The 22,731-nt window shown below is 62.6% G+C and carries 22 protein-coding genes and 1 tRNA gene; 13 read left to right on the top strand and 10 right to left on the bottom strand.

Annotated features, from left to right (window positions below):
* The first annotated feature begins 52 nt into the window (after positions 1 to 52).
* The 5 genes from VGN72_12900 (at position 53) to VGN72_12880 (ending at position 3,958) form a co-directional block, all read left to right on the top strand.
* Complete coding sequence (locus tag VGN72_12900; protein ID HEV7300260.1) at positions 53 to 988, top strand: YihY/virulence factor BrkB family protein; 936 nt, start codon at positions 53 to 55, stop codon at positions 986 to 988.
* 82 nt (positions 989 to 1,070) lie between these two features.
* Entirely contained in the window at positions 1,071 to 1,889 is an 819-nt protein-coding gene (gene proC / locus VGN72_12895; protein HEV7300259.1) for a pyrroline-5-carboxylate reductase, read from the top strand.
* Positions 1,890 to 2,014: 125 nt separating this feature from the next.
* Entirely contained in the window at positions 2,015 to 2,473 is a 459-nt protein-coding gene (locus VGN72_12890) for a DoxX family protein (GenBank protein HEV7300258.1), read from the top strand.
* A gap of 112 nt (positions 2,474 to 2,585) precedes the next feature.
* Complete coding sequence (locus VGN72_12885) at positions 2,586 to 3,230, top strand: hypothetical protein (GenBank protein ID HEV7300257.1); 645 nt, start codon at positions 2,586 to 2,588, stop codon at positions 3,228 to 3,230.
* A 170-nt stretch (positions 3,231 to 3,400) separates the two neighbouring features.
* Positions 3,401 to 3,958 carry a PH domain-containing protein gene (locus VGN72_12880; protein HEV7300256.1) on the top strand — a complete coding sequence of 186 codons (558 nt, stop codon included), beginning with the start codon at positions 3,401 to 3,403 and terminating at the stop codon, positions 3,956 to 3,958.
* A gap of 37 nt (positions 3,959 to 3,995) precedes the next feature.
* Here VGN72_12880 and ubiE read toward each other — a convergent pair whose 3' ends face one another.
* A complete protein-coding gene (gene ubiE, locus VGN72_12875; GenBank protein HEV7300255.1) occupies positions 3,996 to 4,811 on the bottom strand; it encodes a bifunctional demethylmenaquinone methyltransferase/2-methoxy-6-polyprenyl-1,4-benzoquinol methylase UbiE in 816 nt (271 codons plus the stop codon).
* A 95-nt stretch (positions 4,812 to 4,906) separates the two neighbouring features.
* Here ubiE and dat point away from each other — a divergent pair, with 95 nt between their 5' ends.
* A complete protein-coding gene (gene dat / locus VGN72_12870) occupies positions 4,907 to 5,830 on the top strand; it encodes a D-amino-acid transaminase (GenBank protein ID HEV7300254.1) in 924 nt (307 codons plus the stop codon).
* Here the strand turns inward: dat and VGN72_12865 are convergent.
* Positions 5,818 to 6,012, bottom strand: a complete 195-nt coding sequence (locus VGN72_12865; GenBank protein HEV7300253.1) for a hypothetical protein — start codon at positions 6,010 to 6,012, stop codon at positions 5,818 to 5,820. The genes dat and VGN72_12865 overlap by 13 nt on opposite strands.
* A gap of 44 nt (positions 6,013 to 6,056) precedes the next feature.
* On the opposite strand from VGN72_12865, the gene VGN72_12860 reads away from it, so the two are divergent.
* Positions 6,057 to 6,986, top strand: a complete 930-nt coding sequence (locus tag VGN72_12860; protein HEV7300252.1) for a UbiA-like polyprenyltransferase — start codon at positions 6,057 to 6,059, stop codon at positions 6,984 to 6,986.
* Positions 6,987 to 7,076: 90 nt separating this feature from the next.
* A complete protein-coding gene (mqnE, locus tag VGN72_12855) occupies positions 7,077 to 8,213 on the top strand; it encodes an aminofutalosine synthase MqnE (GenBank protein HEV7300251.1) in 1,137 nt (378 codons plus the stop codon).
* An 85-nt stretch (positions 8,214 to 8,298) separates the two neighbouring features.
* Here the strand turns inward: mqnE and VGN72_12850 are convergent, their stop codons facing one another.
* From VGN72_12850 to nifS, 5 genes are all read right to left on the bottom strand, one after another.
* Complete coding sequence (locus VGN72_12850) at positions 8,299 to 8,937, bottom strand: HAD-IA family hydrolase (GenBank protein HEV7300250.1); 639 nt, start codon at positions 8,935 to 8,937, stop codon at positions 8,299 to 8,301.
* 56 nt (positions 8,938 to 8,993) lie between these two features.
* Positions 8,994 to 9,881 carry an alpha/beta fold hydrolase gene (locus VGN72_12845; protein ID HEV7300249.1) on the bottom strand — a complete coding sequence of 296 codons (888 nt, stop codon included), beginning with the start codon at positions 9,879 to 9,881 and terminating at the stop codon, positions 8,994 to 8,996.
* A gap of 26 nt (positions 9,882 to 9,907) precedes the next feature.
* Positions 9,908 to 10,567: a ThuA domain-containing protein gene (locus VGN72_12840; GenBank protein ID HEV7300248.1), complete on the bottom strand. Its 660-nt coding sequence runs from the start codon at positions 10,565 to 10,567 to the stop codon at positions 9,908 to 9,910.
* Positions 10,568 to 10,644: 77 nt separating this feature from the next.
* On the bottom strand, positions 10,645 to 11,670 hold the full coding sequence (locus VGN72_12835; protein HEV7300247.1) for a hypothetical protein: 1,026 nt from the start codon (positions 11,668 to 11,670) through the stop codon (positions 10,645 to 10,647).
* Positions 11,671 to 11,733: 63 nt separating this feature from the next.
* The gene (gene nifS / locus VGN72_12830) at positions 11,734 to 12,885 is read right to left on the bottom strand and encodes a cysteine desulfurase NifS (GenBank protein ID HEV7300246.1); all 1,152 of its coding nucleotides are present in this window, start codon (positions 12,883 to 12,885) and stop codon (positions 11,734 to 11,736) included.
* Between the two features lie 133 nt (positions 12,886 to 13,018).
* On the opposite strand from nifS, the gene VGN72_12825 reads away from it, so the two are divergent.
* Together VGN72_12825 and VGN72_12820 are read left to right on the top strand one after the other, a co-directional pair.
* Positions 13,019 to 13,993: a polyprenyl synthetase family protein gene (locus VGN72_12825; GenBank protein ID HEV7300245.1), complete on the top strand. Its 975-nt coding sequence runs from the start codon at positions 13,019 to 13,021 to the stop codon at positions 13,991 to 13,993.
* Between the two features lie 109 nt (positions 13,994 to 14,102).
* Positions 14,103 to 14,173: transfer RNA gene (locus VGN72_12820), tRNA-Ala, on the top strand.
* 220 nt (positions 14,174 to 14,393) lie between these two features.
* On the opposite strand, the gene VGN72_12815 is transcribed toward VGN72_12820, so the two are convergent.
* From VGN72_12815 to VGN72_12805, 3 genes are all read right to left on the bottom strand, one after another.
* Complete coding sequence (locus tag VGN72_12815) at positions 14,394 to 15,587, bottom strand: Gfo/Idh/MocA family oxidoreductase (protein ID HEV7300244.1); 1,194 nt, start codon at positions 15,585 to 15,587, stop codon at positions 14,394 to 14,396.
* A 61-nt stretch (positions 15,588 to 15,648) separates the two neighbouring features.
* Positions 15,649 to 17,541 carry an endo alpha-1,4 polygalactosaminidase gene (locus tag VGN72_12810; protein HEV7300243.1) on the bottom strand — a complete coding sequence of 631 codons (1,893 nt, stop codon included), beginning with the start codon at positions 17,539 to 17,541 and terminating at the stop codon, positions 15,649 to 15,651.
* Between the two features lie 70 nt (positions 17,542 to 17,611).
* Complete coding sequence (locus VGN72_12805) at positions 17,612 to 18,433, bottom strand: prepilin-type N-terminal cleavage/methylation domain-containing protein (protein ID HEV7300242.1); 822 nt, start codon at positions 18,431 to 18,433, stop codon at positions 17,612 to 17,614.
* 242 nt (positions 18,434 to 18,675) lie between these two features.
* Between VGN72_12805 and VGN72_12800 the strand changes: the two genes are divergently transcribed.
* The 3 genes from VGN72_12800 (at position 18,676) to VGN72_12790 (ending at position 22,710) form a co-directional block, all read left to right on the top strand.
* Positions 18,676 to 19,770: a GntR family transcriptional regulator gene (locus VGN72_12800; GenBank protein HEV7300241.1), complete on the top strand. Its 1,095-nt coding sequence runs from the start codon at positions 18,676 to 18,678 to the stop codon at positions 19,768 to 19,770.
* A 65-nt stretch (positions 19,771 to 19,835) separates the two neighbouring features.
* Complete coding sequence (locus tag VGN72_12795) at positions 19,836 to 20,525, top strand: PEP-CTERM sorting domain-containing protein (protein ID HEV7300240.1); 690 nt, start codon at positions 19,836 to 19,838, stop codon at positions 20,523 to 20,525.
* 130 nt (positions 20,526 to 20,655) lie between these two features.
* The gene (locus tag VGN72_12790; protein HEV7300239.1) at positions 20,656 to 22,710 is read left to right on the top strand and encodes a hypothetical protein; all 2,055 of its coding nucleotides are present in this window, start codon (positions 20,656 to 20,658) and stop codon (positions 22,708 to 22,710) included.
* Positions 22,711 to 22,731: the final 21 nt, after the last annotated feature.

The raw sequence follows: 22,731 nt of genomic DNA, 5'->3' as shown, positions 1-22,731 counted from the left end.
GCGTATTGCTGACCGCACGCTTGATATTTTCTTCGACGCTCCACTTAAACGCATGCCATCGCTCCGCACCGCCATCCCCGCCCTTCGACGTTACGGTTTCATCGCGTTTGCGAAGCGCGTCTGGAATGAGGTAAACAACGACAACCTGCTCACGCTGGCCTCGGCGATGGCGTACTCGTGGCTGTTTTCGATCTTCCCGTTTCTGATCTTCCTGCTGTCGCTCGTGCCGCTGGTGATGAGCGACGACGCCCGAGGTACAGCGCGCACGACACTCATCAGTTACATCAACGAGTCTGTGCCCGGCGAACAGGCGGCTGCGCCAATCGTCGAAATCGTGAGGGAAGTGCTGAACGACAACAAGACCGAGAAGGTCAGCTTCCTCAGCATCGGTCTGCTCATCACGCTCTGGACCGCCACGGGTGGAATGAACATGACGATCTCCGCGCTCGACGCCGCCTACCAGGCGACGACCTCGCGCAGCCTCGTGCGGCAGCGCGTCCTTGCGCTGGCCCTTACGCTGGCGACGGCGTCCATGGTCATCATGGTGCTGGTTCTCGTGCCGGTCGGATCAGTTGTTTTGGGTTACCTGCGGAACTATGAGACCGGTTGGCTCGCCCGGCTAAACCTTGGCCCCAGCTGGCTCCTCTTCATCGACATTAGCTCGGACTTCATCCGCTACGGCCTGTCGTTCTTCCTGGTCTTCTCGATCACTGCGATCGTCTACCACTACGGGCCGAACGTGAAGCATTCGTTTCGGTTCTTCACGCCAGGATCGATCTTCTGTGTGGCCGTTTGGATTCTGCTGGCGATGGGCTTGCGCATCTACCTCACCGAGTTCGGCAACTACGACAAGACCTACAAAACCGTGGGCGGCGTTGTGATCCTGCTAATGGTCTTTTACCTCGACTCGCTCGTGCTGCTGATCGGTGCCGAGATCAATGGCGTGACGGATAAGATCATCCATGACCAGCGCGAAGCGCGGGCGTGACGACGGTCCGTTCGGGCTTTGTCTCGGTCGAAGAAGACCCCCGGCCAAGCCAGGGCTATGTTGGTGTACAATCAAACCACTCATGACCTTTGAACTTGGAATTATCGGCGCCGGAAACATGGCCGAGGCGATCGCCGCGGGCGTGCTAAGTGCTGGGGTGCTGCATGGAGAACAGATCATCGCGTCGAACCACAACGCCGACCGGCTCGGCGAGTTCGCCAAGCGGCTCGGGGGCCTCGCGACGACAAGCGACAACCGGCAGGTGGCGGCGCAGTCGCGCGTCGTGCTGCTTTGTGTGAAGCCTGCCAAACTGGGTGAAGTGTTGCGCGAGATCGCGCCGGCGGCGCACCACGATGCGATCTACGTCTCGGTAGCCGCGGGCATCACCACGCGGTTCATCGAATCGCAGTTGGGAGCAGCCGCCAACTGGCGGGCCATTCGCACGATGCCCAACACACCGATGGCCGTCGGTGAGGGAGCCGTCGGGCTGGCCCGCGGGGCGTTTGCGACGGACGCCGATGTGCTGGCCACCCGGCGATTGCTGGAATCGTGTGCGGACGTGATCGAGGTGCCCGAGGACAAGATCGACGCCGTCACGGCCGTCAGTGGGTCGGGGCCGGCGTACTTCTTCTTCATGGTCGAACAGATGACCCGGGCGGGCGTCGAGCTTGGCCTGACCGAGCCGCAGGCCCGCTCGCTGGCGGCCAAGACGGCGCTGGGCGCGGGCAAGATGCTCGTTGCGCAGCCCGGCGTCTCCGCGGCCGAGCTGCGTCGACGCGTGACGAGCCCGAACGGCACGACGCATGCGGCCATCACGGCACTGCAGGCCGCTGGGTTCGAGGAAGCAATTGTTAGCGCCGTGAAAGCGGCTGCGAAGCGCGCGAAAGAACTTGCAGTCTGACCTGTCGTTGACCGATAGAGCGAATGTGAGCGTGGGGTTCCTTCGTGTCCGGATCCCCTAAGAACTGGCCGCTGAAGCGGCCAGCCCGGCAAGTTTACTAGAATCCAGTTTCGGTGTTGCGACTTATGAATAATCCGCTTGCCAGTTTGTTTGCGATGAACGCTTCGTTGCTGCTTGCGCGGGCGTCGCTGGGCGTCTACTTTGTCATCGCGGGATATAACAAGATCACGGGGCCGGGGATCGAAGCGTTCGCCAGTAAGTCGGCTGGTCTGCTGCCTTCGTGGATGCCGGCGGCGCTCGGGAACGCATATCTGACGGCATTGCCGGTGGTCGAGGTGCTCGCGGGCGCGATGTTGGTGGTTGGCTTCCTCGGCCGCGTGGGCGCCGGGCTGTGCTGCCTGATGCTCATCAGCATCATTATCGCGCTGGGCGTCTGGAAGGATCCGGATGCGATGAACCGCCCGTTCCACGCCAACTACATCATGTTGGGGCTCGCGCTGGTGCTGACGACGGTCGGACCGGGCGCGTTTTCGGTCGACCGCCTGCTGTTCAACCGCAAGGCCGCGCCCGCTTCGAAGAAATAGTTGCTGCAAGCGCCGGCCACCGCATGACAAGGTTGTGCACAGCGGGTATGTTCGCCGCCACGTCGGCCACGGGCAGGTCGACGATCGCACGCCTGACCGTGGATACGACGACGTGAACGTTCTCGCAAAATTAGTCGCGGGCTTGGTCCTCAGTCTCGCCGTGGGTTGCGCCAACGTCACGCCCCCGGCGCAACGTGCGGCGGACCCCGTCGACGTTTACCTCACCGACTACGGCGTTCACTCCAGCCTCATTCTGCCGGTTGACGACGACGGGCTGTACGTCGAGTACGCGTTCGGTGACTTCGGCTACGCCGCCCTGAACCGTGATGGCCCGTTCGATGCGGTTGGCGCATTGCTGTTCAGTTGTGGTTCCGGCATCGGTAGGCAGTACCTCCGAGTGCCGCCGGGTGAGGATTCGCCCACGCTCATCTACTTCCCGAAGAAGATGCGGCGGCTATCCGCCTCGCGGCAGCGCGTTGACCAGGTGCTGGTGGAGATGAACCACCGATACGACCGCGCCGAGGGTAAGCCCGTCTACAACGATCTGACCAAGATCACCTGGCGGCGCGACCACCAGCACTACAGCCTGTTCAACAACTGCAACCAGCTCACCGCGCGTCAGCTGCGCACGCTGGGCTACGGCGTGCACGGGCCGGTCCTTTCACCTGCCTTCAAACTCAGCGTGGGTGAACTGGTCGACCCGCGGGCCGTGAAGGCGCCAGGCAAGAACCCCGGGGGCCTGTGGGGCTCGCGGTAGCCGCAAATCTGATCCTAATCCATCCAACGGGATGACCGGGTGCCACCGGCGGGTGGTCGGCACGTGTTCTGGGGCGTCGACCTGACGGAAGCGCACGGCCGGGTACGCCGCCTGTGGCACACTTGCACTCGCCTTCCCACAATTGGCCGCGGCGAGTTACACTACGCAACATGACGCAAGCCAACCCGTCCACCCCTGCTGCTGGTCCCGGCGCCTATACCGCCCCGAACGATCACGAGGTCGTCTACTTCGATGGCCGGCCCGTGCTGCGCGGCGAGGTGGGCATCGCCATCGCGATGGCGGTCGTCGGGCTGGCGTTGCTGTTGACGCCGGTGCTGCTCTGGATCTTGAACGGCCAGTTTCCCGGCGCGTTGGTAACGATCACTTGCATCGTGCTGGGCTTGGCGCTGCCTTTTGTGCCGTTGCTCTTCACGCGTACCCAGCGGTATCGCATCACCAGCTACCGCATCGACTACGAGCATGGCATTATTAACAAGCACGTCGACACGCTGGAACTGTGGCACGTGGACGACATCAGCTACTACCAGACGCTTGCCGACCGCATGCTGAATGTGGGGAACATCGTGGTGGTGTCGGACGACAAGTCGACGCCGCGACTGGAGATCAAAGGGCTGCCCAACGCGCGCCCGATCTTCGATTCGCTCAAGGACCGCGTGATCGCCGTAAAGCGCCAGCGCGGCGTGATCAAGTTCGACTCCGGCAACTGATCGTGCGGTTCGACTTTTCAAAGCTCGGCAACGAGACCTACGTCTTCACGCCCCGGTAGCAGACGCAGACGCCGAAGGTCATCGGGAACTGTTCGACCTGCGTAAAGCCGACGTCGCGGATCTTCGCGACCATTTCGTCGCGATCGATGAACGACTGGACCGACATCGGCAGGTACTTGTACGCCCCGCTCTTGTCGCCACTGATCCACGTCGCGGTGTGGGGCATGATCCTGGCGCAGTACAGGTCGTTAAAGAACCGAATCACCCGATTCCGCGGTCGCGAGAATTCCAGGATGATCACCCGCCCGCCCGGGCGCAGTACGCGATGAAATTCGCGCAACGCCGCGTTTACGTCCTGCACGTTACGGATGCCGAAGGCGATGGAGACGACGTCGGCGGAGGCATCCGGCAGCGGGAGGGCTTGGGCGTCGCCGTTGATGTACTGAGCGACAGATCTTAGCCGCTCTACTTCGAATTCACGCTTCACCTCGGGAGATGACTTTCCTACTGCTACGGGAAGCATTTCGTACGTGAAATCGATGCCAATCAGCTCTTCTCGCTTTGGTAGCACGTCGCCCCACGGGTCTCTACATGTCAAGGCATTGAAGAATGCCAAGGTTAGATCGCCAGTGCCACATGCGATGTCAACAACACGATCTCCAAGCTTAACGCCCGCTAGTTCCACCGCCTTCCGTCGCCACGCCTGATCGCGGCCGAACGAGTGCAGGCGGTTGTTGAAGTCGTATTTCGGCGCGATCGCGGCGAACATCTGCTGCACCCGCCGGCGCTTGTCGGCGACGGTGTGGGGGTTCTGCAGCAGGTTGTCGTCCCAGGCGGGTGAAGGGTTGGCCATCGAATTGGCCGATTATAGGGGAGCGGCCGCCAATCGCGATTTTCAGAACTGGCGGCAGGCTCGCTACACTGGCACGATCACTGGAGCCCAAGAACATGAATCAGGAAATCATCTGGATCAACGGCAACGTCACCCCGATGGCCGACGCGAAGCTCAGCGTCGAGGATCGCGGCTTCCAGTTCGCGGATGGGGTGTACGAAGTGGTCCGGCTATATGACGGCCAGCCCTTCACGATGACCGAGCACCTCCAACGCCTGCAGAAGAGCGCCGCGGGCATCGAGATCGAGCTGCCGATGACGGTCGGTGAACTGGCCGAGCATGTCCTAACCTTCCTGCCGCAAACCGGTGTGCGGGATGGCATGGTCTACATGCAACTGACGCGCGGCGTGGCGCCGCGGAACCATCTTTACCCCGCCCACATTCAGCCCACGCTGCTGTTCTACACCCGCACCCTGCCCTCGGTGCCCGAGCTTGGCACGGCGGCCGGCGTGAAGCTCATGAGCGCCGCCGACGAACGCTGGAAGCGCTGTTGGATCAAGTCGATCGCCCTATTGCCCAACGTGCTGGCCAAGAATAAGGCCGCCGCGGCCGGGTTTGATGAAGCGGCATTCATCGAGGACGACGTCGTCACCGAGTGCAGCGCCAGCAATCTGTTCGCGGTCATCGGTGGCGCGCTCGTCACGCACCCGGTCGGCCCGAAGGTGTTGCCGGGCATCACGCGGCACGTGCTGCTGCAGATCGCTGCGTCGTTGGACATCGAGGTGCAGGAACAGCCGTTGACCGTCACTGAGGCCTTGCGAGCCGACGAGCTGTTCATCACCAGCACCACGCGGGAACTATCGTGGGTATCTCAGTGGGACCAGCAGCCGGTCGGGCTAGGGCGTTGCGGTAACGTGACGCTGCGACTGCACCGGGCCTATCAGGAGCGCGTGCGATCGGAAACGATGGTCGCAACAGTACAACTGACGGGGTACGAGCTGGGAGCGTCAGCCCGGAACGCTGCCGCTCAATCCCGATAGTCGTCGTCCGGTCGCGTCGGGTTCTCCGCTTCCTTCAGGTCGTTCAGGAGGTCGACGAAGTCGTGGTCGTCCAGCTCGTACCAGTCAGGAATGGCCGCCGCCGACATGCCGCGGCGGTCGGCTAGCGCCTGGCGGATGCGCTCGCGCAAGTCGCGGTCGTCTATTTCGCGAATTCTGATCATAATTGAAACGCGGGAACTTTCCCGCGGGCACGCTAGAATACGTCGTGCGCATCGATAATTCGACCCTTGCCGCTTCCCCGCTCTCCTTCGTTGATCGACTGGCGACCTTCGCGCGCGACATCAAGCTGTCGCACTCGATCTTCGCGATGCCCTTCGCCCTGCTGGCCACGGTGCTGGCCGCCCACCGCACGCCCGATGGGCTGGGGCTGGGGCACGTGCTGCTGGTCATCCTTTGCATGATCTTTGCCCGAACGGTCGCCATGGCGGCCAACCGGTTGTTTGACGCGAAACTGGACGCGCTCAACCCGCGAACAGCTAATCGTGCCATTCCGAATGGCGCACTGTCGAGCCACTTCGTCCGCGCAACGCTGCTGGCAAGCTCGGCGGCGTTCGTGATGGCGACGGGCGGCTTCTGGTGGCTGTACGGCAACGCGTGGCCAATGCTGCTGTCGGTGCCGGTGCTGATCTACCTCTGCGGCTACCCGTTCATGAAGCGCGTCACGCGCCTGTGCCACTATTACCTCGGTGTTGCGCTGGCCCTGGCCCCCGTGTGCGCCTGGCTGGCGGTAAAGGGAACGATCGACGCCCCACCGCTCTGGATGGCCGCTGCGGTGTTGGCTTGGACGGCCGGTTTCGACATCATCTACGCCTGCCAGGACTACGCGGTCGACGTGGCCCAAGGCCTGCATTCGGTGCCGTCTAAGCTGGGCATTAGTGGCGCCCTTTGGGTCGCCCGGCTGACGCATGTGGTGTCGGCGGTGATGTTCGTCATGCTCGCGTGGACGACGCCCGAGTTCGGCGTGGTATTTGCAGTGGGCGTCTCGATCGCGATCGCGTTGCTAACGCTCGAACACCTGCTGGTCCGCGGCGGAGATCTGTCAAAGCTAAACGTGGCCTTCTTCACCGTTAACGGTGTCATTAGCGTGCTGGTGGGCGTACTCGGAATAATCGACGTCTTCGTAGCCAATCCGTAGCTCGCAGCGCTTATCTTTCCTGATTCTGAGCTTTCAAAATCCTGTCCGCTCCTCGAAGGAGATGGCCCCAGCCCCTATACTTGTAGCAGCATGAACGTCGCCGACCCCCTGCTCATCCCCATCCGCGACAAGGTCCTCGCTGGCGAAGTGCTGTCGCTGGAGGATGGGCTGGCGCTCTATGCGTCACGCGATCTTCATGGCATCGGCCGGCTGGCGAACGTGGTGCGCGAGCGGTTGCATGGCGATAAGGCGTACTACAACCGCAACCGCCATATCAATTACACGAACGTCTGCGCGCTCTCCTGCAAGTTCTGCAGCTTCTACCGCAAACGCGGGGAAGAGGGCGCGTACGAGATGCCCGTCGAACAGGTCGTCGCCACCGCGGTGAAGGCGCGCGACGCCGGGGCGACGGAAGTTCATGTCGTCGGCGGGCTGCACCCTTGGCTGAAGTTCGATTACTACACCGACATGCTCCGCGGCATCCGCGCCGCCTGCCCGGAACTGCACGTGAAGGCGTTCACGGCCATCGAGATCATCCACCTGTCCCGCATCGCGCGCATGACGGTCGCCGAGGTGCTGACCGCCCTGCGCGAAGCCGGCCTCGGCAGCATGCCGGGCGGCGGCGCGGAGATCTTCGACGATCGCGTGCACGATGAGGTCTTCAAGGGCAAGGTGCGGGCCGACAAATGGTTCGAGGTGCACCGCATTGCCCACAGCCTTGGCATCTACACGAATGCCACGATGCTCTATGGCCATGTTGAGACGCCGGCCGAGCGCGTGGGGCATCTGATCAAGTTGCGCGAACTACAGGCAGAGTCGCAAATTTCGTCACCTGCTTTTTTCAATTGCATGGTGCCGCTGAGCTTTATCCCTGATCAAAGCGAATTAGGGCACCTGGCCGGGCCGACCGGGCTGATGGACCTGAAGACGCTAGCCATCTCACGGCTGATGTTGAACAACATCCCGCACGTGAAGGCATTTTGGATCATGCAGGGCATCGGCCTGTCGCAGATCGCGCTCGACTGGGGCTGCGACGACCTCGACGGAACCGTGGTCTGGTATGACATCACCAAACGCGAAGGCGACCGCGGTACGACGCACCAGGAACTGCACGTTTCGGACATCCAACGCCTCATCCGCGAGGCCGGCCGGGTGCCCGTGGAACGCGACACGCTCTACCACCCGATCGTCCGCGAAAACGCGGATGCGCTCGCGATGGTTTATTGATCTCGAGCGTTCGGTTGCTCCTGCGTGACCCGAGCCTCCGGCCGGTGAAGTCTCCGGCAAATACCGCTCGGGCCAGCGGCCTAGTTCACGTGGCGAGCAGGCCGATTATTCGGAGGTGCGTTCGCACCTGCTGGATGGGGTCCGAATCGATCGCGATCTGAAACGCTCGCCAGCCCCGCCGCTGGGCGGCCGCCACGTTGTGGGGGAGGTCGTCGAAGAACACGATCTCATCGCCGCGGCAGCCCGTTTCCTGTTCGACAGCCGCATAGATCGCGTCGTCGGGCTTCCGCAGTCTCATCAGCTGGCTTGCGAAGCGGTAGTCGAGTTGATCCAGAGGCAGCGCGTTGGGATTCGCGACGTCGTTCATCAGCCGCCAATGGTTGGTGTTCGTGTTGCTGAGGCACGCGGTCATGTGGCCAGCGGACCTCAACTGTGCGAGCAGCTCGCGCACGCCAGGGTACGGGCCGAGCAAGTATGCGTCCGACAGTCGCGCGATCTGCGACGGCGTCAGGTCCAACAGCGGCGCGACCCGATCGCAGAACTGCTGATGATCGATAGCATCGACCTCGTTCAGTTTCACCAAGTTCAGCAAGGCGGCATCGCGCGTCGAATCCATTTCACCCGTGGGCGCTGAGATGCCTGCGACCGCACAGGCATGTTGCCAGCTATCGCAAATGCGGATCAAGACGCGGCCGAGATCGAAAATGATGATCTTGGGAGGCATGTTTCCGGGGTGGAAGTATCGATCGCTAAGGCGCGCGCTCCGCTGACGGATGTGCGCTATTCTTGTTGTTCGGGCGCGATTGATCGGGACAGGAGCCAGTCTAATGCTTCACCAAATTCTCTCAGTTCCATCGGTCGGTCCAAGGAATCGTTGTGACCTTTGCCAACCAGTGTGATCACGCGTCGAGGACCGGCGTAAGCCTCGAGGATCTTCCGCTGCAGCGCGGGGCGAACGAGTTCATCTGAATCGGACATGATGAAGATCGCAGGGACCGTCACCTGGCGAGCTTGGGCGACGGAATCGAGGCTAGCGGGGATGCTCAGAGCGACCGGGCCGGCGAGCAGCCACAGGTTCCACCAGCCGTGGTCGCGCAGGACGATCTGCCGCAGTGGAGGTGGATTCTGCAAGATTAAGCCGGCGACCGGGCGCTGGGTGGCGACGTGTAGCGCCACCGCGCTGCCCATGCTGTTGCCAGCCAGCACGATCGGTCGGCCCGCGGCCAGCTTGGCCAGTTCGTCATACGTCGCCAGCGCCGCCGGCCCCAGGGCTGCCAGGCGCGCGTCGCCCGTGCTGCGACCATAGCCGGGGTAGTTCATCACCCACGTTTCCACAGGTCGCTCGCCCCAGCGCGAGGCGACCCAACCGGCGATGTCTTCGGCGCGCGTGGCGTTGCCGGTGAACTCCAGCATGAACGCAACGGGTTCGCTGCGCGTGGTGCCCGGCGAGCGCGCAACGAAAACCTCAAGCGTGCCGCCGTTGAAATCAACCATACGCGGCGAGGCATCGAAGACCGACTCCGCCGACGGCCGAGGATAGAGCAACAACCGATCGGCGGGGCATCCGAACAACATGGTGAGGGCGTAAACGGTCAACAGCGCCAGCGCGATCTTTCGTCCCCGTCGCCAGGGTCGGCGCGATCGTGCTGGTGCTGGTGCATCGGTCATGTAGCCTCACGCGAGTAGCCGCCGCGCTACTTCGCGGCCCAGTTGAAGCCACGCCGCATGAGGGTGAGGCAGGGCTCGGCCTCGACGATGTTCGCTTGATGGCCTAGCGAGTTGTAGAAGACCTTGCCCTTGCCGTAGTACTTCGTCCAGACGACCGGCATGTCGAACTTCCCGTTCGGCACGTGCGGGCCGTCCGCCACGGGCATTTCCGTGGTCGCCAGCACGCGCGCCGCCGGGTCGACGTGCATGTAGTATTGTTCGCTGGAGACGTCGAAGTCCCCGATGCCCTGCGTGATTTCGTTGCCGGTGTTCAGCACCTTCACGCGGTACTTGGTGCCGTCGTTGCCGGGGTGGCTGACCCACTGGCCACCGGTCATGAACTGCCACTCGGTGTTCTCGCGGAACGAGTCACACATGCCACCATGGCAACCGGCGATGCCCACGCCGTTTTCACGCACGGCCTTAAAGACCGGCTCGCCCTGCTCGTTGGCAAGCTTACCCATCGTCCAGACCGGCACGATCAGCCTAAGGTCGTTCATGCTGCCGACGTTCTTAAACGCGTCGAGCGTGTCCGACATTTCGACTGTGAAGCCATCCTGCTTCAGGACGCGCTCGAAAATCTCGGCGACCTGCTTCGGTTGGTGTCCGTCCCATCCGCCCCAAACGATCAACGCGACCCGTGCCATGTGCTGCCTTTCCGCATTATCTGATAAACCAAGAACGATCCATTCGTTCCGGAGGACGATCAATGTACCACACCGGTTTAATGCCAGCGATTGCTTGCGCGCGTGATCAGTAGAAGGTAATAGACGTACCCGCAGATCAACACGAGCCCTTCCGTGCGGCCCGGCTTCCACCGTCGCGCAGCCACGGGTAGCAACGGGAGCGCGAGCGCCAGCAGAACGGTCGTCTCGACCCGCCAAAAACCGATCGCAAACGGCATGGCCACGACCCTGTCCATCTCGAAGGGATCGACAGCGCCCGCATCGGTCAGCGCTACCGTTCGCACGTACCAGACGACGACGGCGACCGGCAGAATGAACGTGAGCGCGATCAGTACCGCACCCACCTGCGCGCCGATCGCGATGCCCGCGCGGTTTGTCTGGCTCAGGAACGTCGCCTTCCCCACGCTGGGGAGCATCAGCATCGCCGAGATCAGCGTAATGCCCACGACGCCCGGCGATAGCCCGCGTCTGGCGGCAGACAGGTCGAGCGCCCCGCGCACCGCCAGCCACCCCGCCACCACGGCCAGCAGCAGCGTGAGCAGTGCCTGCAGTACAACGAGAACATCCAGCCGCCTGCGGGCGGTGGTGACGGGGACGACGTCCGCATCGGTCAACAACGTAGGCGACGCGTCACCTGCGCGCCACACGGCTCCCACCGCCGCCCCCAGCACCGCGAGCATCGCGGCCTCCTGTAGGCCAATGCGGGCGCCGAAGCCCATCATCAACAAGAGCAATACCACCGGCAGCAGTAACGGCCACGCACGCGACGACGGCGGTAGTTCCAGTTCCGAAGGCCCCGTGAGCACCGTGCCGACAATGATCGCCAGCCCCGCGATCGACGTTCCGAGCACCACCGCCATTACGAAGTCCGCCTGCCCCAACAGCGCCCCCGCCCACGCCACCGCCGCTAGCGGTAGCGAACTGCCGACCGCGAGCCAGCCGGGCGAAACCGCATCATCGGTCACCAGGTCGATCGCCGACCACGCCACCGCGTAGATCAGCATCGCCGCGCCGATCAGCAGCAACGTCCCCACCAGTTCAGGTCCACCAAAAGCGTTCAACATGGTCGGCAGGAGTGTCGGGGGGTCAGGGTGAAATGGCAAGAATTGCCGTACCGCGTGTCAGCGTCATACCGCGACGGGCAGTACCCGCCGGAGTCGGCCGATGACCTCTGGCAACACCGCCAGCGTGCGATCGATCTCCTCGTCCGTCGTGAACTTCGATAGGCTGAAGCGGATCGACCCGTGGGCGTACCTTGGATCAATACCCATCGCCAGCAACACTGGCGATGGTTCCAGGCTTCCACTGCTGCAGGCCGAGCCCGCGCTGGCGTAGATGCCCTGTTCGCTCAGCAACAGCAGGATGGCCTCCGCTTCAAGCCGGTGGAAGCCGATGTTCGTCGTGTTCGGCACGCGCAGGTCAATGCGGCCGTTCACCGCTGACTCTGCAATGCTCGCCAGCACTTCTCGTTCCAGCCGGTCGCGCAGCGTCGCCACCCGTGGCATCTCCTCCATCGCAGTCTGCGCCACTTCCGCAGCCACGCCCATTCCGACGATGCCCGGCACGTTCTCCGTGCCGCCCCGCCGCCCTCGTTCCTGTGGCCCGCCGATCAGCAACGGCGCGACGCGCAGGCCCTTTCGCACATACAACGCGCCGATTCCCTTGGGGCCGTGGAACTTGTGCGACGCGAAGCTCATCAGATCGACGCCGGCGTCCATCACGTCCACAGGCACCTTACCGATGGCCTGCGTCGCGTCGCAATGAAACGCCACCTTCGCAGCCCGGCAGATCTCGGCGATCTCCTTCACCGGAAAGATGACGCCAGTCTCATTGTTGGCCCACATAATGGAGACGATGGCCGTCTGCTCGGTGATGGCGCTGCGCAACTCATCCAAGTCCAGTGAACCATCGCGCGCGACCGCGATCGTGACGATCTCCGCACCTTCCTTCGCCAGTTGCTGGCACAGTTCCCGCGTCGCGGAATGTTCGACGGCACTGATGACGACACGGTTGCGCGGTGCGCGCGATCGCAGCACGCCGCGCACTGCAGTGTTTATGGATTCTGTGCCACCGCCGGTAAACAGGAGCGACGCATCGGTTGCGCCGATAAGCTTCGCGACCTGGCCTCGCGCCTGGTCGACCGCCTGCCGGGCCAATTGCCCAAAGCGGTGAACACTGGATGGGTTACCGTAGCCTTCGCGTAGGAAAGGCAGCATCGCGTCGATCGCTTCCGGCGCGGGCCGCGTGGTGGCGTTGTTATCGAGATAGACCTGTAGCATCGCGTCCGATTGTACGCCGTTTGGCTTACTGGCGTTACGCCGTAACCGTCGGCAATTTCAGTCCTTTCAAAAACTATCGCAGCGAATCGCAACGTCGCGCGGTCTGCCTTATACTCGACTATCGGGAGGACGCATGACCGACGCCTTGGCTAGCATCACCGAATCCATCGGCCCACACCTGAAGGCGGTCGAACAACGCTTTCACGACGAGCTCTCCAGCGACCTGCGCTGCGTGAACACGCTCGTGAAGCACGTCAGCCGTTTTCGTGGGAAGATGTTGCGGCCGTCGCTCGTGCTGCTGGCCGGCAAGGCAACTGGTGGGCTGACCGACGCCCACACGACCCTCGCGACTGTCGTCGAGATGGTTCACATGGCCACGCTGGTCCACGACGACGTGTTGGACGAAGCCGAGCTTCGCCGCAAGGGCGCCACCATCAACCACCTGCGCGGCAATGAGGCTGCAGTGCTGCTGGGCGACTTCCTGATCAGTCACAGCTTCCACCTCTGCAGCAGCCTGCAAAGCCAGTACGCCAGCCGCCTGATCGGCCGCACGACGAACCAACTGGCGGAGGGCGAACTGCTGCAGATCGACAATCGCGGCAACTACGATCTGGACGAGGACACCTACCTCCGCATCATTACCCGCAAGACCGCCAGTCTGTGCGCCGCCTGCTGTCACTTGGGCGCGTGGATCAACAACGCGCCCGCCGAGCACACCGCCGCGCTCGAGACGTACGGCCTGTCCCTCGGCATGGCGTTCCAGATTCAGGACGATGTCTTGGACATCGTCGGCGACACCGGCGTGGTCGGGAAGACGCTCGGCATCGACGTCGCCAAGGGCAAGATGACGCTGCCGTTGATCCACTTCATGCGCACCGCGCCGGCCGAGCACCGTTCCCTGTTGCGCTCCCTGCTGACCGGGAACGACCCCGACAAGGCTGAGCAGATCCGCAACCTGATCCTGCCGTCCAACTCGATCAACTTCGCCGTCAACCGCGCCCGCCAATTAGTCGACAAGGCCCGCAACACGGTTGCCATTCTGCCGCGAACCGATGCGCTGCAGACGATGGACGTGATGGCCGACTTCGTCGTCAACCGCCCGATGTAGCCGCGGCGGAGCCCGCTACTGCTGATGATGCATGAACACGGCTTGACTTGCCGGTCATCCGCTATAAAGTATGTGCTCCACACCGGCAACGGCGTGGCAGCAGAATCCCGGGGCTATAGTGAAATGGGATCACGCGACCATGGCATGGTTGAATTTGGGGTTCAAATCCCCATAGCTCCACTGAAGTTACGACTCGCCAAGGGCTTTCATTCTGAACGCCGTTTCGAAACACCCACCAATTTGACGAGATTTTCCTGCTCATCAGCGGGTGGCAATTTCCTAGTTTCCGTGCGCGGAGATTGGGCTTCGCGATGGGTTGCAAGCGATCCTCTTGAGTAGACGACCGGCGCTGCGCGGCCGCATGACCACGCAGAAGGTCTGGCTCTTCAGCCCGCCACTTCTATGCGGTGATCGGACTGGCCAGGTTTCGGCTCGCAGGGAGCACGACGCGTTCGAATGTCCCGCGCTCCTCGCTCGTCCGGGCGGCAACGCACATGGCGGCGCTGAGGATGCCATCGGCGAGGGTGGCGTGTGAGACGTCGCGGCCCTTGATCACGTCCAGGAAGTTTTGCGCCAGCACGGTGTCGCCGCCGTGGTGACCGCTTGGGACTTCGACCTTGATCGTGTCGACGGCGCTGTCGTGATGTTCGGTGACGCGGATCGTCTCCGTGTGCCACTCGAACTCGAGCGTCGCCTTGTAGCCCGTGATGCGCGCGCCGCGCCAGCCGGCCGATCGACGCGTGACGAAGTTGTGCGCGTACGACGCGTGCACGCCGTTGGCGTACGAAATGAGCGCCGAGGCCGCGTCGTGGTGGCGGATCGAGTCGCTGAAGGCGCATTCGTGATCGTCGCGGCCCATGCCGCCGTCATCACCACGAGCACTGATGTTCTTCGGGCTTTCCGGGCAGGCATCGACGCGGTCGCACGCCGAGCAGCGCAGGTTGGCGGGCATGTGCCCACCGTAAATGCGCCGTGTGCCCATCGTGGCCACGGCGACCGGGGCGGCGCCCACGAGGCGGTTGATGTAATCGAAGTCGTGCGTCGCCTTCTGCAGCCATAGGCCACCGGTGACGTCGTAGTCGCGGTACCACTTGCCAAAGTAGACGCCGCCGTACGGCACGTAGTTGAACGCCTGCACCTGGTTCACAATGCCCAGTCGGCCGGAATGGACGATGTTCATCACCCGAGTCATCAACGGCGTGATGCGCAGCGGAAACGAGACGACCACGCTCGTCTCGCGGCCGACGAACGCGTCATGCAGCGATTGAAGCTGTTCGGAATCGATGCCCACCGGCTTCTCGAGGTACAGCGGCAGCCCCGTCGGCGCCACCTTGATCGCGAGCGGTGTATGGAGGTTGCAGCGCGTTCCGATCACGATGCCATCGAACTCGTCGGCGTGTTCAAGCAACTCATCTGCGGTATCGAAGAACCGCGTGCCGTCGAACGGCACCTTCTGACCCTTAAGTTGTTGCCGAACCATTTCCGGAGCCGGATCGGCAACGGCGGCGAGCGCGACGGTCGCATCTTCGTGCATGAACGTCGACAACATCGACGCGGCGCGAACGCCCAAACCAATTGCTGCGATGCGTATCATGGAAACCTTGCTCCCGCCGAGTGTGGGTCGAACTGCTATCTACTTTAGCGCTGTCGGACGACTAGTTCAGGAAGACCTGCGCAATCCACATCAGATTGGGACGGTTGGTGCTGCCTTCGCCCGGCTCCTGATGAATGCGGATCGCTTGGTACGGCTCGCTCGGCAACTCGACCTTTGTCACCCGTGCGTCGTTTTCGGTCGTACGCTTTGTATCGCGCCAAGTCGAATCGGCTCCCTGCTTCACTTGCACCGTGAAGGCGCGGGAAGGGTGCGACGGTTCCCAATCGATGTGCAGCGCGCCGCCCTTGCGTGGCTCGGGCAGTTGAAATTCGATCCAAGCCGGCTCCTCATCTTCGGCCGAGGCCCAAGCGGCCTTTGACCAATGCAGCGTCGTGCGATCCGTCACGCCATCGACGATCGGATCGATCTTGTAACCCGCATATGCGCTGGACGGCTTGATCGACGTACCGACCGGGAACCCGTTGGCCGTCTGCGACAGCTTGAGCGCCAGCAGTTCCGGGGTCGTCATCTTCTTGAGCCACTTCCGGTCGGGCTTGCCCACGATATTGTTGGCATACACCGAATCGAGGCTGATCGGCGCCGCCGCGAATAGGAAGCCGAACGTCGCGGCGCGGTTGGCAGCCTCTTGGATGCGCTCGACCTCGTGCTCAGGCGCGTAGTCGAGCACGAACACCTTCAGCGGGTGCTTCTCGAGCACGGGCAGGATCTCGCGCTGGGTGCGCGAGAGGTGGTGATCGATCGACTGCGGGTAGTTCATCATGTACGTTTTGCTGTCGAAGTCGTACGTGGCAGTATAGCTCTCCAGCATCAGCGCGTCGGCGATCGGCGCCAGCAGAGGCAGGAGCGGGAAGCCCTGGTTCAGCACGATCGGCGCATCCGGCAGCGCCGCCCGCAATTCCTGCACGAGCTGCACCATGCCAGGGGCAGTTTCCGGATTGGCCATCGCGGTGTCGATCGTGTCGAGGAAGATGCCGTGGTAGCCATCTTCGTTCACCAGACGGCGGGCCTCTCGGACGCGGTCCTCGCGCCACTTGGGGTCGTTCGCGTTCGTATAGTAGCTGAGCCAGATCGGGTTCATGTCCGGCTTGTTGTCGCTATCCTTATCGAAGTAGAAGCTGGCGAACCCGCCGGGCCCGGTGCCATCGCCCTCTAGCGGCTTGGGCGGTTCCGATTCTCCCACGCTGATATAGCCGACCGTGACGACGCCGGCGTCGTTCAGCCGTTTGATGTCGGCCGGCTTCATCTGCGGCGAGTGGAGCACCACCACGTCGTAGTGTGACAGTTCCTCGACCTTGCCCGAGCCGTAGTAGCAGTAGTAGCTGGCCGCAGCCTTCACGCGTGCGCGTGCCGACAAGTGCCGATTCTCCTTCGGCGCCGCCATCTCGGCTGTGGGCTTGGTCGCGGGGGCTGCGTTCGGGTTCAGCGTCACGCGGATCGGCTTGGTATCGGGGGCCTTGTCCAGGCGGTTCATCCAATCGGCGCTCATCGCCCAGACGGCCAGATCTACAGACTTGCTCCGGAGCGAACTCGAGTCCATCGTCACGACGAGCGTGTTTCCATCGACCTGTCGCTGTACCGCCGACACGGGCTCCCAAGCCCACACGTCGCGCGTGTCACCATTGTGCGAGAGCAACTGGTCGCCGCTCACGAGCATCTCGAACCCAAACTTCGGCTCGGCCGGTGGCTGGAAGCCTGTGGTGGCCTTCGTGTCGGTGTCGAAGAAGATCAGGTAGGTGCCGAAGTCGCCCTCACCGGTTGCAGTAACCTTGACGGTGAGACGGCCGTCCGATTCGGTCGTCTCGATTGACGTCACATCACGGGTGGGGTCGTTCGTATCGCCCTTTGGATCGGCATGCAATTCGGCCAACGATGATGCGGTAAGGGTCAGAATGAGGCCGGTGGTGATATTGGCGGCGAAGCTGCGGAAGCGCATGGTTGATGCTCCTTGGAGGCGGTGGGCCGTGTGTCGGAAGATGATCGACGGCGGACGAGGGCGACGACGGCTACTTGTTCACGTACCACTGCAGTTCAGCCTTGGCAGTGACCTGCGGGCCGAATCCGAAATCGAGACCAGTGATGTCGTTGGTGGTCAAACCGGCGATGTCCTTGCCCTGCTCAACCGCGGTCACGTGACCGTCCGCGAACAGCACGTTTAGCCGGCCCCTGCTTCCCGACTTACCGTGGCGCGGCCACTCGACCTGGTCGCTATTGGCAGCCGTGAATGTGTTGGGAGACCACGGGCTGAACAAGATCGTGCTGTGCACTTCACCGACCAGCAGTTTCGTTGAGCTGTTGCGCACCTGCGACCGCTTTGGCCACGAATGACCACTGATGTCGTCGACGCCGTACCCGGTAGGCGACCAAGGGGCGCCGTCGTAGATCGTCATGAAGTTGTTAATGCCGTAACTCGTGTTGAACAGGTCAACCTCGGTCGCAAATGTGAAGGGGCGAAACGGATCCTCGTCCGTCGGGCAGAGGAACACGCTTCCCTGCGGGCTTTCGAAGCCAGGCACGAGTTTGTCGATAAGGATGCGCTGGTGCCAGTAGACGACCAGCCCAATCTCGCCGGCTTCAACCGAGCCGTTGCGGTTCAAGTCGTACGACTGAGGGTTGTAGTACGACGCGGGATTGCGGTCGCCGTCGCGCAGGCCATATTGCTGTAGGGCCAGTCCGATCTGCCGCATGTTTGATGCACATTTCACCATGGCCGCCGAGCGCCTGGCACCGTTGAGCGCCGGCAACAGCATACTGATCAGCAGCGCGATGATCCCGATAACGACCAGCAGTTCGACCAGCGTGAAGCCGAGACGCGTCTTGCGTGACATGTTGAATCTCCGAAGAACAAGGCGGCAGGTTGACAAGTGAGTGTGCACCTTGATAAGCCAAGTGTCAAATCTTTTCCCTAATCTTTTCCGAGTGTCGACCTCAAGGATTAGCCGAGACCGACCATTTTTTGGGCTTCAACGGCTAAATCTTAAGACAAGCATGCTATGACGGCACTTCGATAAACATTTAGAATCACAAGATTGTACTTGCTAATACAACTACGCACTTGTAAAGTTTCAAAATGCCCACAGTGGAACTGCCTAAATACGAGCGGGTGAAACGTAGCCTGATCGAAGAAATTGAGAACGGTCGCTGGGCTGCGGGCACGGTGGTGCCATCGGAAGCGGAACTCGTGCAACGATTCAGGGTGTCGCGCCCGACACTGGTGCGTTCGCTGCAGGACCTCGTTCGCGATGGCTATGTCTACCGGAAGCAGGGCAAAGGCACGTTTGTGGCCGAACGACGAATCGGGCCGCGACCCATCCTGAACGAAGTCGCTCGACAGGCTGCGACGCAAGTGCCGGTCTTCGTCTCCAGTCATACCGCCAGCTTGGGTGGCGATGCCCGCGAGGTACTGCTTCGCATGATGCGCGGCATCCAATCTGCGCTCGGCACCGCTGGGCAAGCGCTCGTGCTGCGCAGCGCCAACGCCGGCGAAATTGACACCGACACGCGCCGCTTTCTGGATACCACCGAAGCCGGGCCGGCCCTCATGATCGAGCCGTCGTTCAGCCCGGCGCTGCGCAACGAACTGGGAAGGCTTGGCTGGACGGTATGGTCGATCAACGAACCGGTTGACGACGGCAATTGTGTCTTCATCGATCAGGAACACGCCGGCTATCTCGCGACGAAGTACATGCTGGACCACGGTCGCCGGCGCGTCGCGCTGCTGAACGGGCCGGTGGATGCATACTGGGGCTTTGGCGCCCGCCTTTCAGGTTACAAGCGGGCATTGGCCGAGGCGGGCATCGCGTTCGACAAGGCGCTGGCGATCGAGGGGTCGCACATCGTCGACAGCGAGGCCGGCCGTGCAATGATGCGCCAGTTGCTCATGGCCGGCGTGGCGGTCGACGGCGTCGTTGGCGCGAGCGATTCGAAGGCGATCGGTGCGATGGCCGCCGCCAAGGAATCCGGTAACGCCGTGCCAGAGGGCATCGCGTTCATCAGCATCGACAACACGCTGGCCGACCGCACCACTGAGCCACTGCCTGCGGTCGCCATGCCGTTCGACGAGGTCGGCCGTCAGGCCGCGTTTCACGCGATCGAACCGACGTTGCCTGGTGCGACGCCGTTCTTCTCGCAGATTCAATTGAAGCCAACTTTAGTGGAACGCTAACAACCGCACTTCACTCGCGTGGGCCGCGCGATCGCGGCTTCCGCACATTTTCAGGGAGAGAATGTATGTCGAGCACGATGAATGTCGGACGCGTCCTGTGTCTCGGGGCCGGACTGCTGCTATGCGCCACCCTGCCGGCCTCGGCCGGTTTCTACAAGACGATCTCATCCGACGGCGACTTCAGCGATTGGGCCGACGTGCCCGTGTACTCGAGCACGAGCGTCAACTCTGGGGTGCCGATCGACCTCGCGAGCGTGAAGCTGGCGAACGACGCGACGAACTTGTACATCCTGCTGACGTTCGCCACACCGGTAAACCCGCAGAGCGGCGCGGGAACGTTCATCGGAATTGACAGCGACAACAATGCATCGACGGGGTTCAGCATCTTCGGCAACCCCATCGGATCGAATGCTGGCTTCCAGAACGATTTCCCGTTCACGCAGACGGCGGCCAGTTTCAACTCGGGCGGCACCGTTGCGGGCGCCACTTACGCCGCCGCGCCGTACTTCACTGAAACCACCATGCAGGAGATCGCCATTCCGTTGACGGCCACTCAGGCCGACGCCTCGACGGGCGGCTATACCGGCCTGCTGTTCCCGGCGTCGTTCACGCCCGCGTTCTACTCGACCGACGGTTCGGGTGACTACATCTCTGAAGGGGCGTACACGCTCGCGGTGGTACCCGAGCCGGCAGCGCTGGGCCTGATGGGCGTCGCCGCCGCCGGCCTGCTCCGCCGTGGCCACCGGGCTCGCTAACGCGCCTGGCGAATTCTGATATCGCTGCCGCTTTTGCCGGTGGGCCCTAACGCTACACCACGCGCGCCGCTACCCCAGTCGGGTTGCGGCGTGCGTGCGCATGATGCGTTGAACAAGTTGCAGGTTCGTCATGTCCACGATCGATTGGGTCATCCTCGTCGTCCCGCTGCTGTTGCTGATCATGGTGGCGGGCTACGTGCGGCGGTACATGCGCGGCGTCAGCGACTTCTTGGCCGCGGGACGCAGCGCCGGCCGATACCTCGTCAGCGTCGCCGACGGTATGGCGGCGATGGGGTTGATCACGGCGATCGGTGCCTTCGAGATGTTCTACCAAGCCGGCACCGCGGTGCACTGGTGGAGCCAACTGGCGGCGCCGGTCGGGCTGCTGATCGCGCTCTTCGGCTTCGTCATCTATCGCTTTCGCGAGACGCGCGCGATGACGATGGCCCAGTTCTTTGAAGTCCGCTATTCGCGGCGGCTCCGCATCTTCATGGGGGCGCTGGCGTTCATCGCAGGCGTCGTCAACTACGGCATCTTCCCCATCGTGGGTGCACGGTTCTTCATTCACTTCTGTGGCTTGCCAACGTCGGTCGACGTCGCCGGATTTGCAGTGCCCATGCTGGCCATCCTGATGGCAGTCTTCCTCTCCATCGGACTGTACTTCGTATTAAACGGCGGGCAACTGCAGGTCATGGTGACGGACTTCCTGCAGGGCCTCGTGTGCGGCGTGTTGTTCTTGGTCGTCGCGTTTGCGGTGCTGTACGTCTTCAGCATGAACCAGATGTTCGAGGCGGCCACACAGCGCGAGCCAGGTAAGTCGATCTTGAACCCGTTCGACACGCACAAGATCAGCGACTTTAACATCTGGTACGTTCTGATCAGCATTTTCAGCTCGGTCTACACCTACATGAGTTGGCAGGGCAACTCGGGCTACAACGCGTCGGCGTTGAACGCGCACGAGGCCAAGATGGGCAAGATCATCGGTGGCTGGCGCACGTTCTCGCAGGGGCTGATGTTCACGCTGCTGGGGCTGGCCGCCATCACGTTCATGCATCACCCCGACTTTGCCGGCTCGGCGGCAACCGCACAGGCGAAACTCGCCGCCATCGGAACGGCTGAGGGGCAACAGATCGCGACCCAGATGACCGTGCCCGTGGCGATCGGCGAGTTCCTGCCGTGGGGCATCAAGGGATGCTTCGCGCTGATCATGCTGTTCCTCATGGTCTCGACCGATGCGACCTACCTGCATTCCTGGGGCAGCATCTTCGTGCAGGACGTCATCCTGCCCTTCCGCAAGACGCCGCTGCGCCCACGGCAACACCTGCTGCTGCTGCGCCTGGCGATCATCGGTGTGGCGATCTTCGCCTTCACCTTCGGGCTGGTCTTTCCGCAGACCGATTACGTCTTCATGTTCTTCAACATCACCGGAGCGATCTTCCTGGGCGGAAGCGGCGCGGTGATCATCGGTGGCCTCTATTGGCGCCGCGCAACGACGGCGGGCGCGTGGTCGGCGATGATCGTCGGGTCGGGCCTGGCTGTCGCGGGCATCCTCGTTCCGATGCTGGTGCCCGGCTGGCCGTTGAACGGCACCACGATGATGTTCATCTCGATGCTGGCGGCGATCGCGGTGTTCATCGTCGTGTCGCTGTCGACCTGCAGTCAGCCGTTCAACATGCAGCGCATGCTGCACCGCGGCCCCTACTCGGTTCGGGAGGATGAAACCCAACGGCCGCTGGAGGACAAGCCACTGGCCAACTGGAAGCGCCTGCTGCTGGGGATCGACGAGAACTTCAGCCGCGGCGATCGGTTCCTGTCCGGCGCATTGTTCACGTGGACGATGACACTGTTCGCCGCGTTCATCATCGTCACCGCGATCAACCTCGTCAGCCCATGGAGCGACCGTGCCTGGTGGCGCTGGGTGGTGGTGAACAACATCTACCTGCCGATCGGGATCGGCCTGCTGACCACCGTCTGGTTCACGATTGGCGGCATCGGCGATCTGCGTCGGCTGTTTCACAAGCTGCGCACGCAACCGCGTGACGTGCTCGACGACGGAATGGTTGTGGATCACCAGAACCTGGAAGACGTGCGCACGGTCTCCCCCGAACCGACCACCGCGATATCCATCGAGCCGTCGTCAGACCCCGACGGCACCCCACCACTGATCGTACTGCCGAAACTTTGAACCCGTAGTCGATCCGATGAC

It is taken from the genome of Tepidisphaeraceae bacterium (assembly GCA_035998445.1).
Classification (GTDB): domain Bacteria; phylum Planctomycetota; class Phycisphaerae; order Tepidisphaerales; family Tepidisphaeraceae; genus DASYHQ01.
This window is presented reverse-complemented; position numbering and strand designations above follow the sequence as displayed.

What these genes read in the sequence shown, in the direction of transcription:
- VGN72_12900 (HEV7300260.1), top strand. Translation starts at nt 53, where the DNA reads ATGCCATCGCTCCGCACCGCCATCCCCGCCCTTCGACGTTACGGTTTC.
- proC (HEV7300259.1), top strand. Translation starts at nt 1,071, where the DNA reads ATGACCTTTGAACTTGGAATTATCGGCGCCGGAAACATGGCCGAGGCG.
- VGN72_12890 (HEV7300258.1), top strand. Translation starts at nt 2,015, where the DNA reads ATGAATAATCCGCTTGCCAGTTTGTTTGCGATGAACGCTTCGTTGCTG.
- VGN72_12880 (HEV7300256.1), top strand. Translation starts at nt 3,401, where the DNA reads ATGACGCAAGCCAACCCGTCCACCCCTGCTGCTGGTCCCGGCGCCTAT.
- ubiE (HEV7300255.1), bottom strand. Translation starts at nt 4,811, where the DNA reads ATGGCCAACCCTTCACCCGCCTGGGACGACAACCTGCTGCAGAACCCC.
- dat (HEV7300254.1), top strand. Translation starts at nt 4,907, where the DNA reads ATGAATCAGGAAATCATCTGGATCAACGGCAACGTCACCCCGATGGCC.
- VGN72_12865 (HEV7300253.1), bottom strand. Translation starts at nt 6,012, where the DNA reads ATGATCAGAATTCGCGAAATAGACGACCGCGACTTGCGCGAGCGCATC.
- mqnE (HEV7300251.1), top strand. Translation starts at nt 7,077, where the DNA reads ATGAACGTCGCCGACCCCCTGCTCATCCCCATCCGCGACAAGGTCCTC.
- VGN72_12850 (HEV7300250.1), bottom strand. Translation starts at nt 8,937, where the DNA reads ATGCCTCCCAAGATCATCATTTTCGATCTCGGCCGCGTCTTGATCCGC.
- VGN72_12845 (HEV7300249.1), bottom strand. Translation starts at nt 9,881, where the DNA reads ATGACCGATGCACCAGCACCAGCACGATCGCGCCGACCCTGGCGACGG.
- VGN72_12840 (HEV7300248.1), bottom strand. Translation starts at nt 10,567, where the DNA reads ATGGCACGGGTCGCGTTGATCGTTTGGGGCGGATGGGACGGACACCAA.
- VGN72_12835 (HEV7300247.1), bottom strand. Translation starts at nt 11,670, where the DNA reads ATGTTGAACGCTTTTGGTGGACCTGAACTGGTGGGGACGTTGCTGCTG.
- nifS (HEV7300246.1), bottom strand. Translation starts at nt 12,885, where the DNA reads ATGCTACAGGTCTATCTCGATAACAACGCCACCACGCGGCCCGCGCCG.
- VGN72_12825 (HEV7300245.1), top strand. Translation starts at nt 13,019, where the DNA reads ATGACCGACGCCTTGGCTAGCATCACCGAATCCATCGGCCCACACCTG.
- VGN72_12815 (HEV7300244.1), bottom strand. Translation starts at nt 15,587, where the DNA reads ATGATACGCATCGCAGCAATTGGTTTGGGCGTTCGCGCCGCGTCGATG.
- VGN72_12810 (HEV7300243.1), bottom strand. Translation starts at nt 17,541, where the DNA reads ATGCGCTTCCGCAGCTTCGCCGCCAATATCACCACCGGCCTCATTCTG.
- VGN72_12805 (HEV7300242.1), bottom strand. Translation starts at nt 18,433, where the DNA reads ATGTCACGCAAGACGCGTCTCGGCTTCACGCTGGTCGAACTGCTGGTC.
- VGN72_12800 (HEV7300241.1), top strand. Translation starts at nt 18,676, where the DNA reads ATGCCCACAGTGGAACTGCCTAAATACGAGCGGGTGAAACGTAGCCTG.
- VGN72_12795 (HEV7300240.1), top strand. Translation starts at nt 19,836, where the DNA reads ATGTCGAGCACGATGAATGTCGGACGCGTCCTGTGTCTCGGGGCCGGA.
- VGN72_12790 (HEV7300239.1), top strand. Translation starts at nt 20,656, where the DNA reads ATGTCCACGATCGATTGGGTCATCCTCGTCGTCCCGCTGCTGTTGCTG.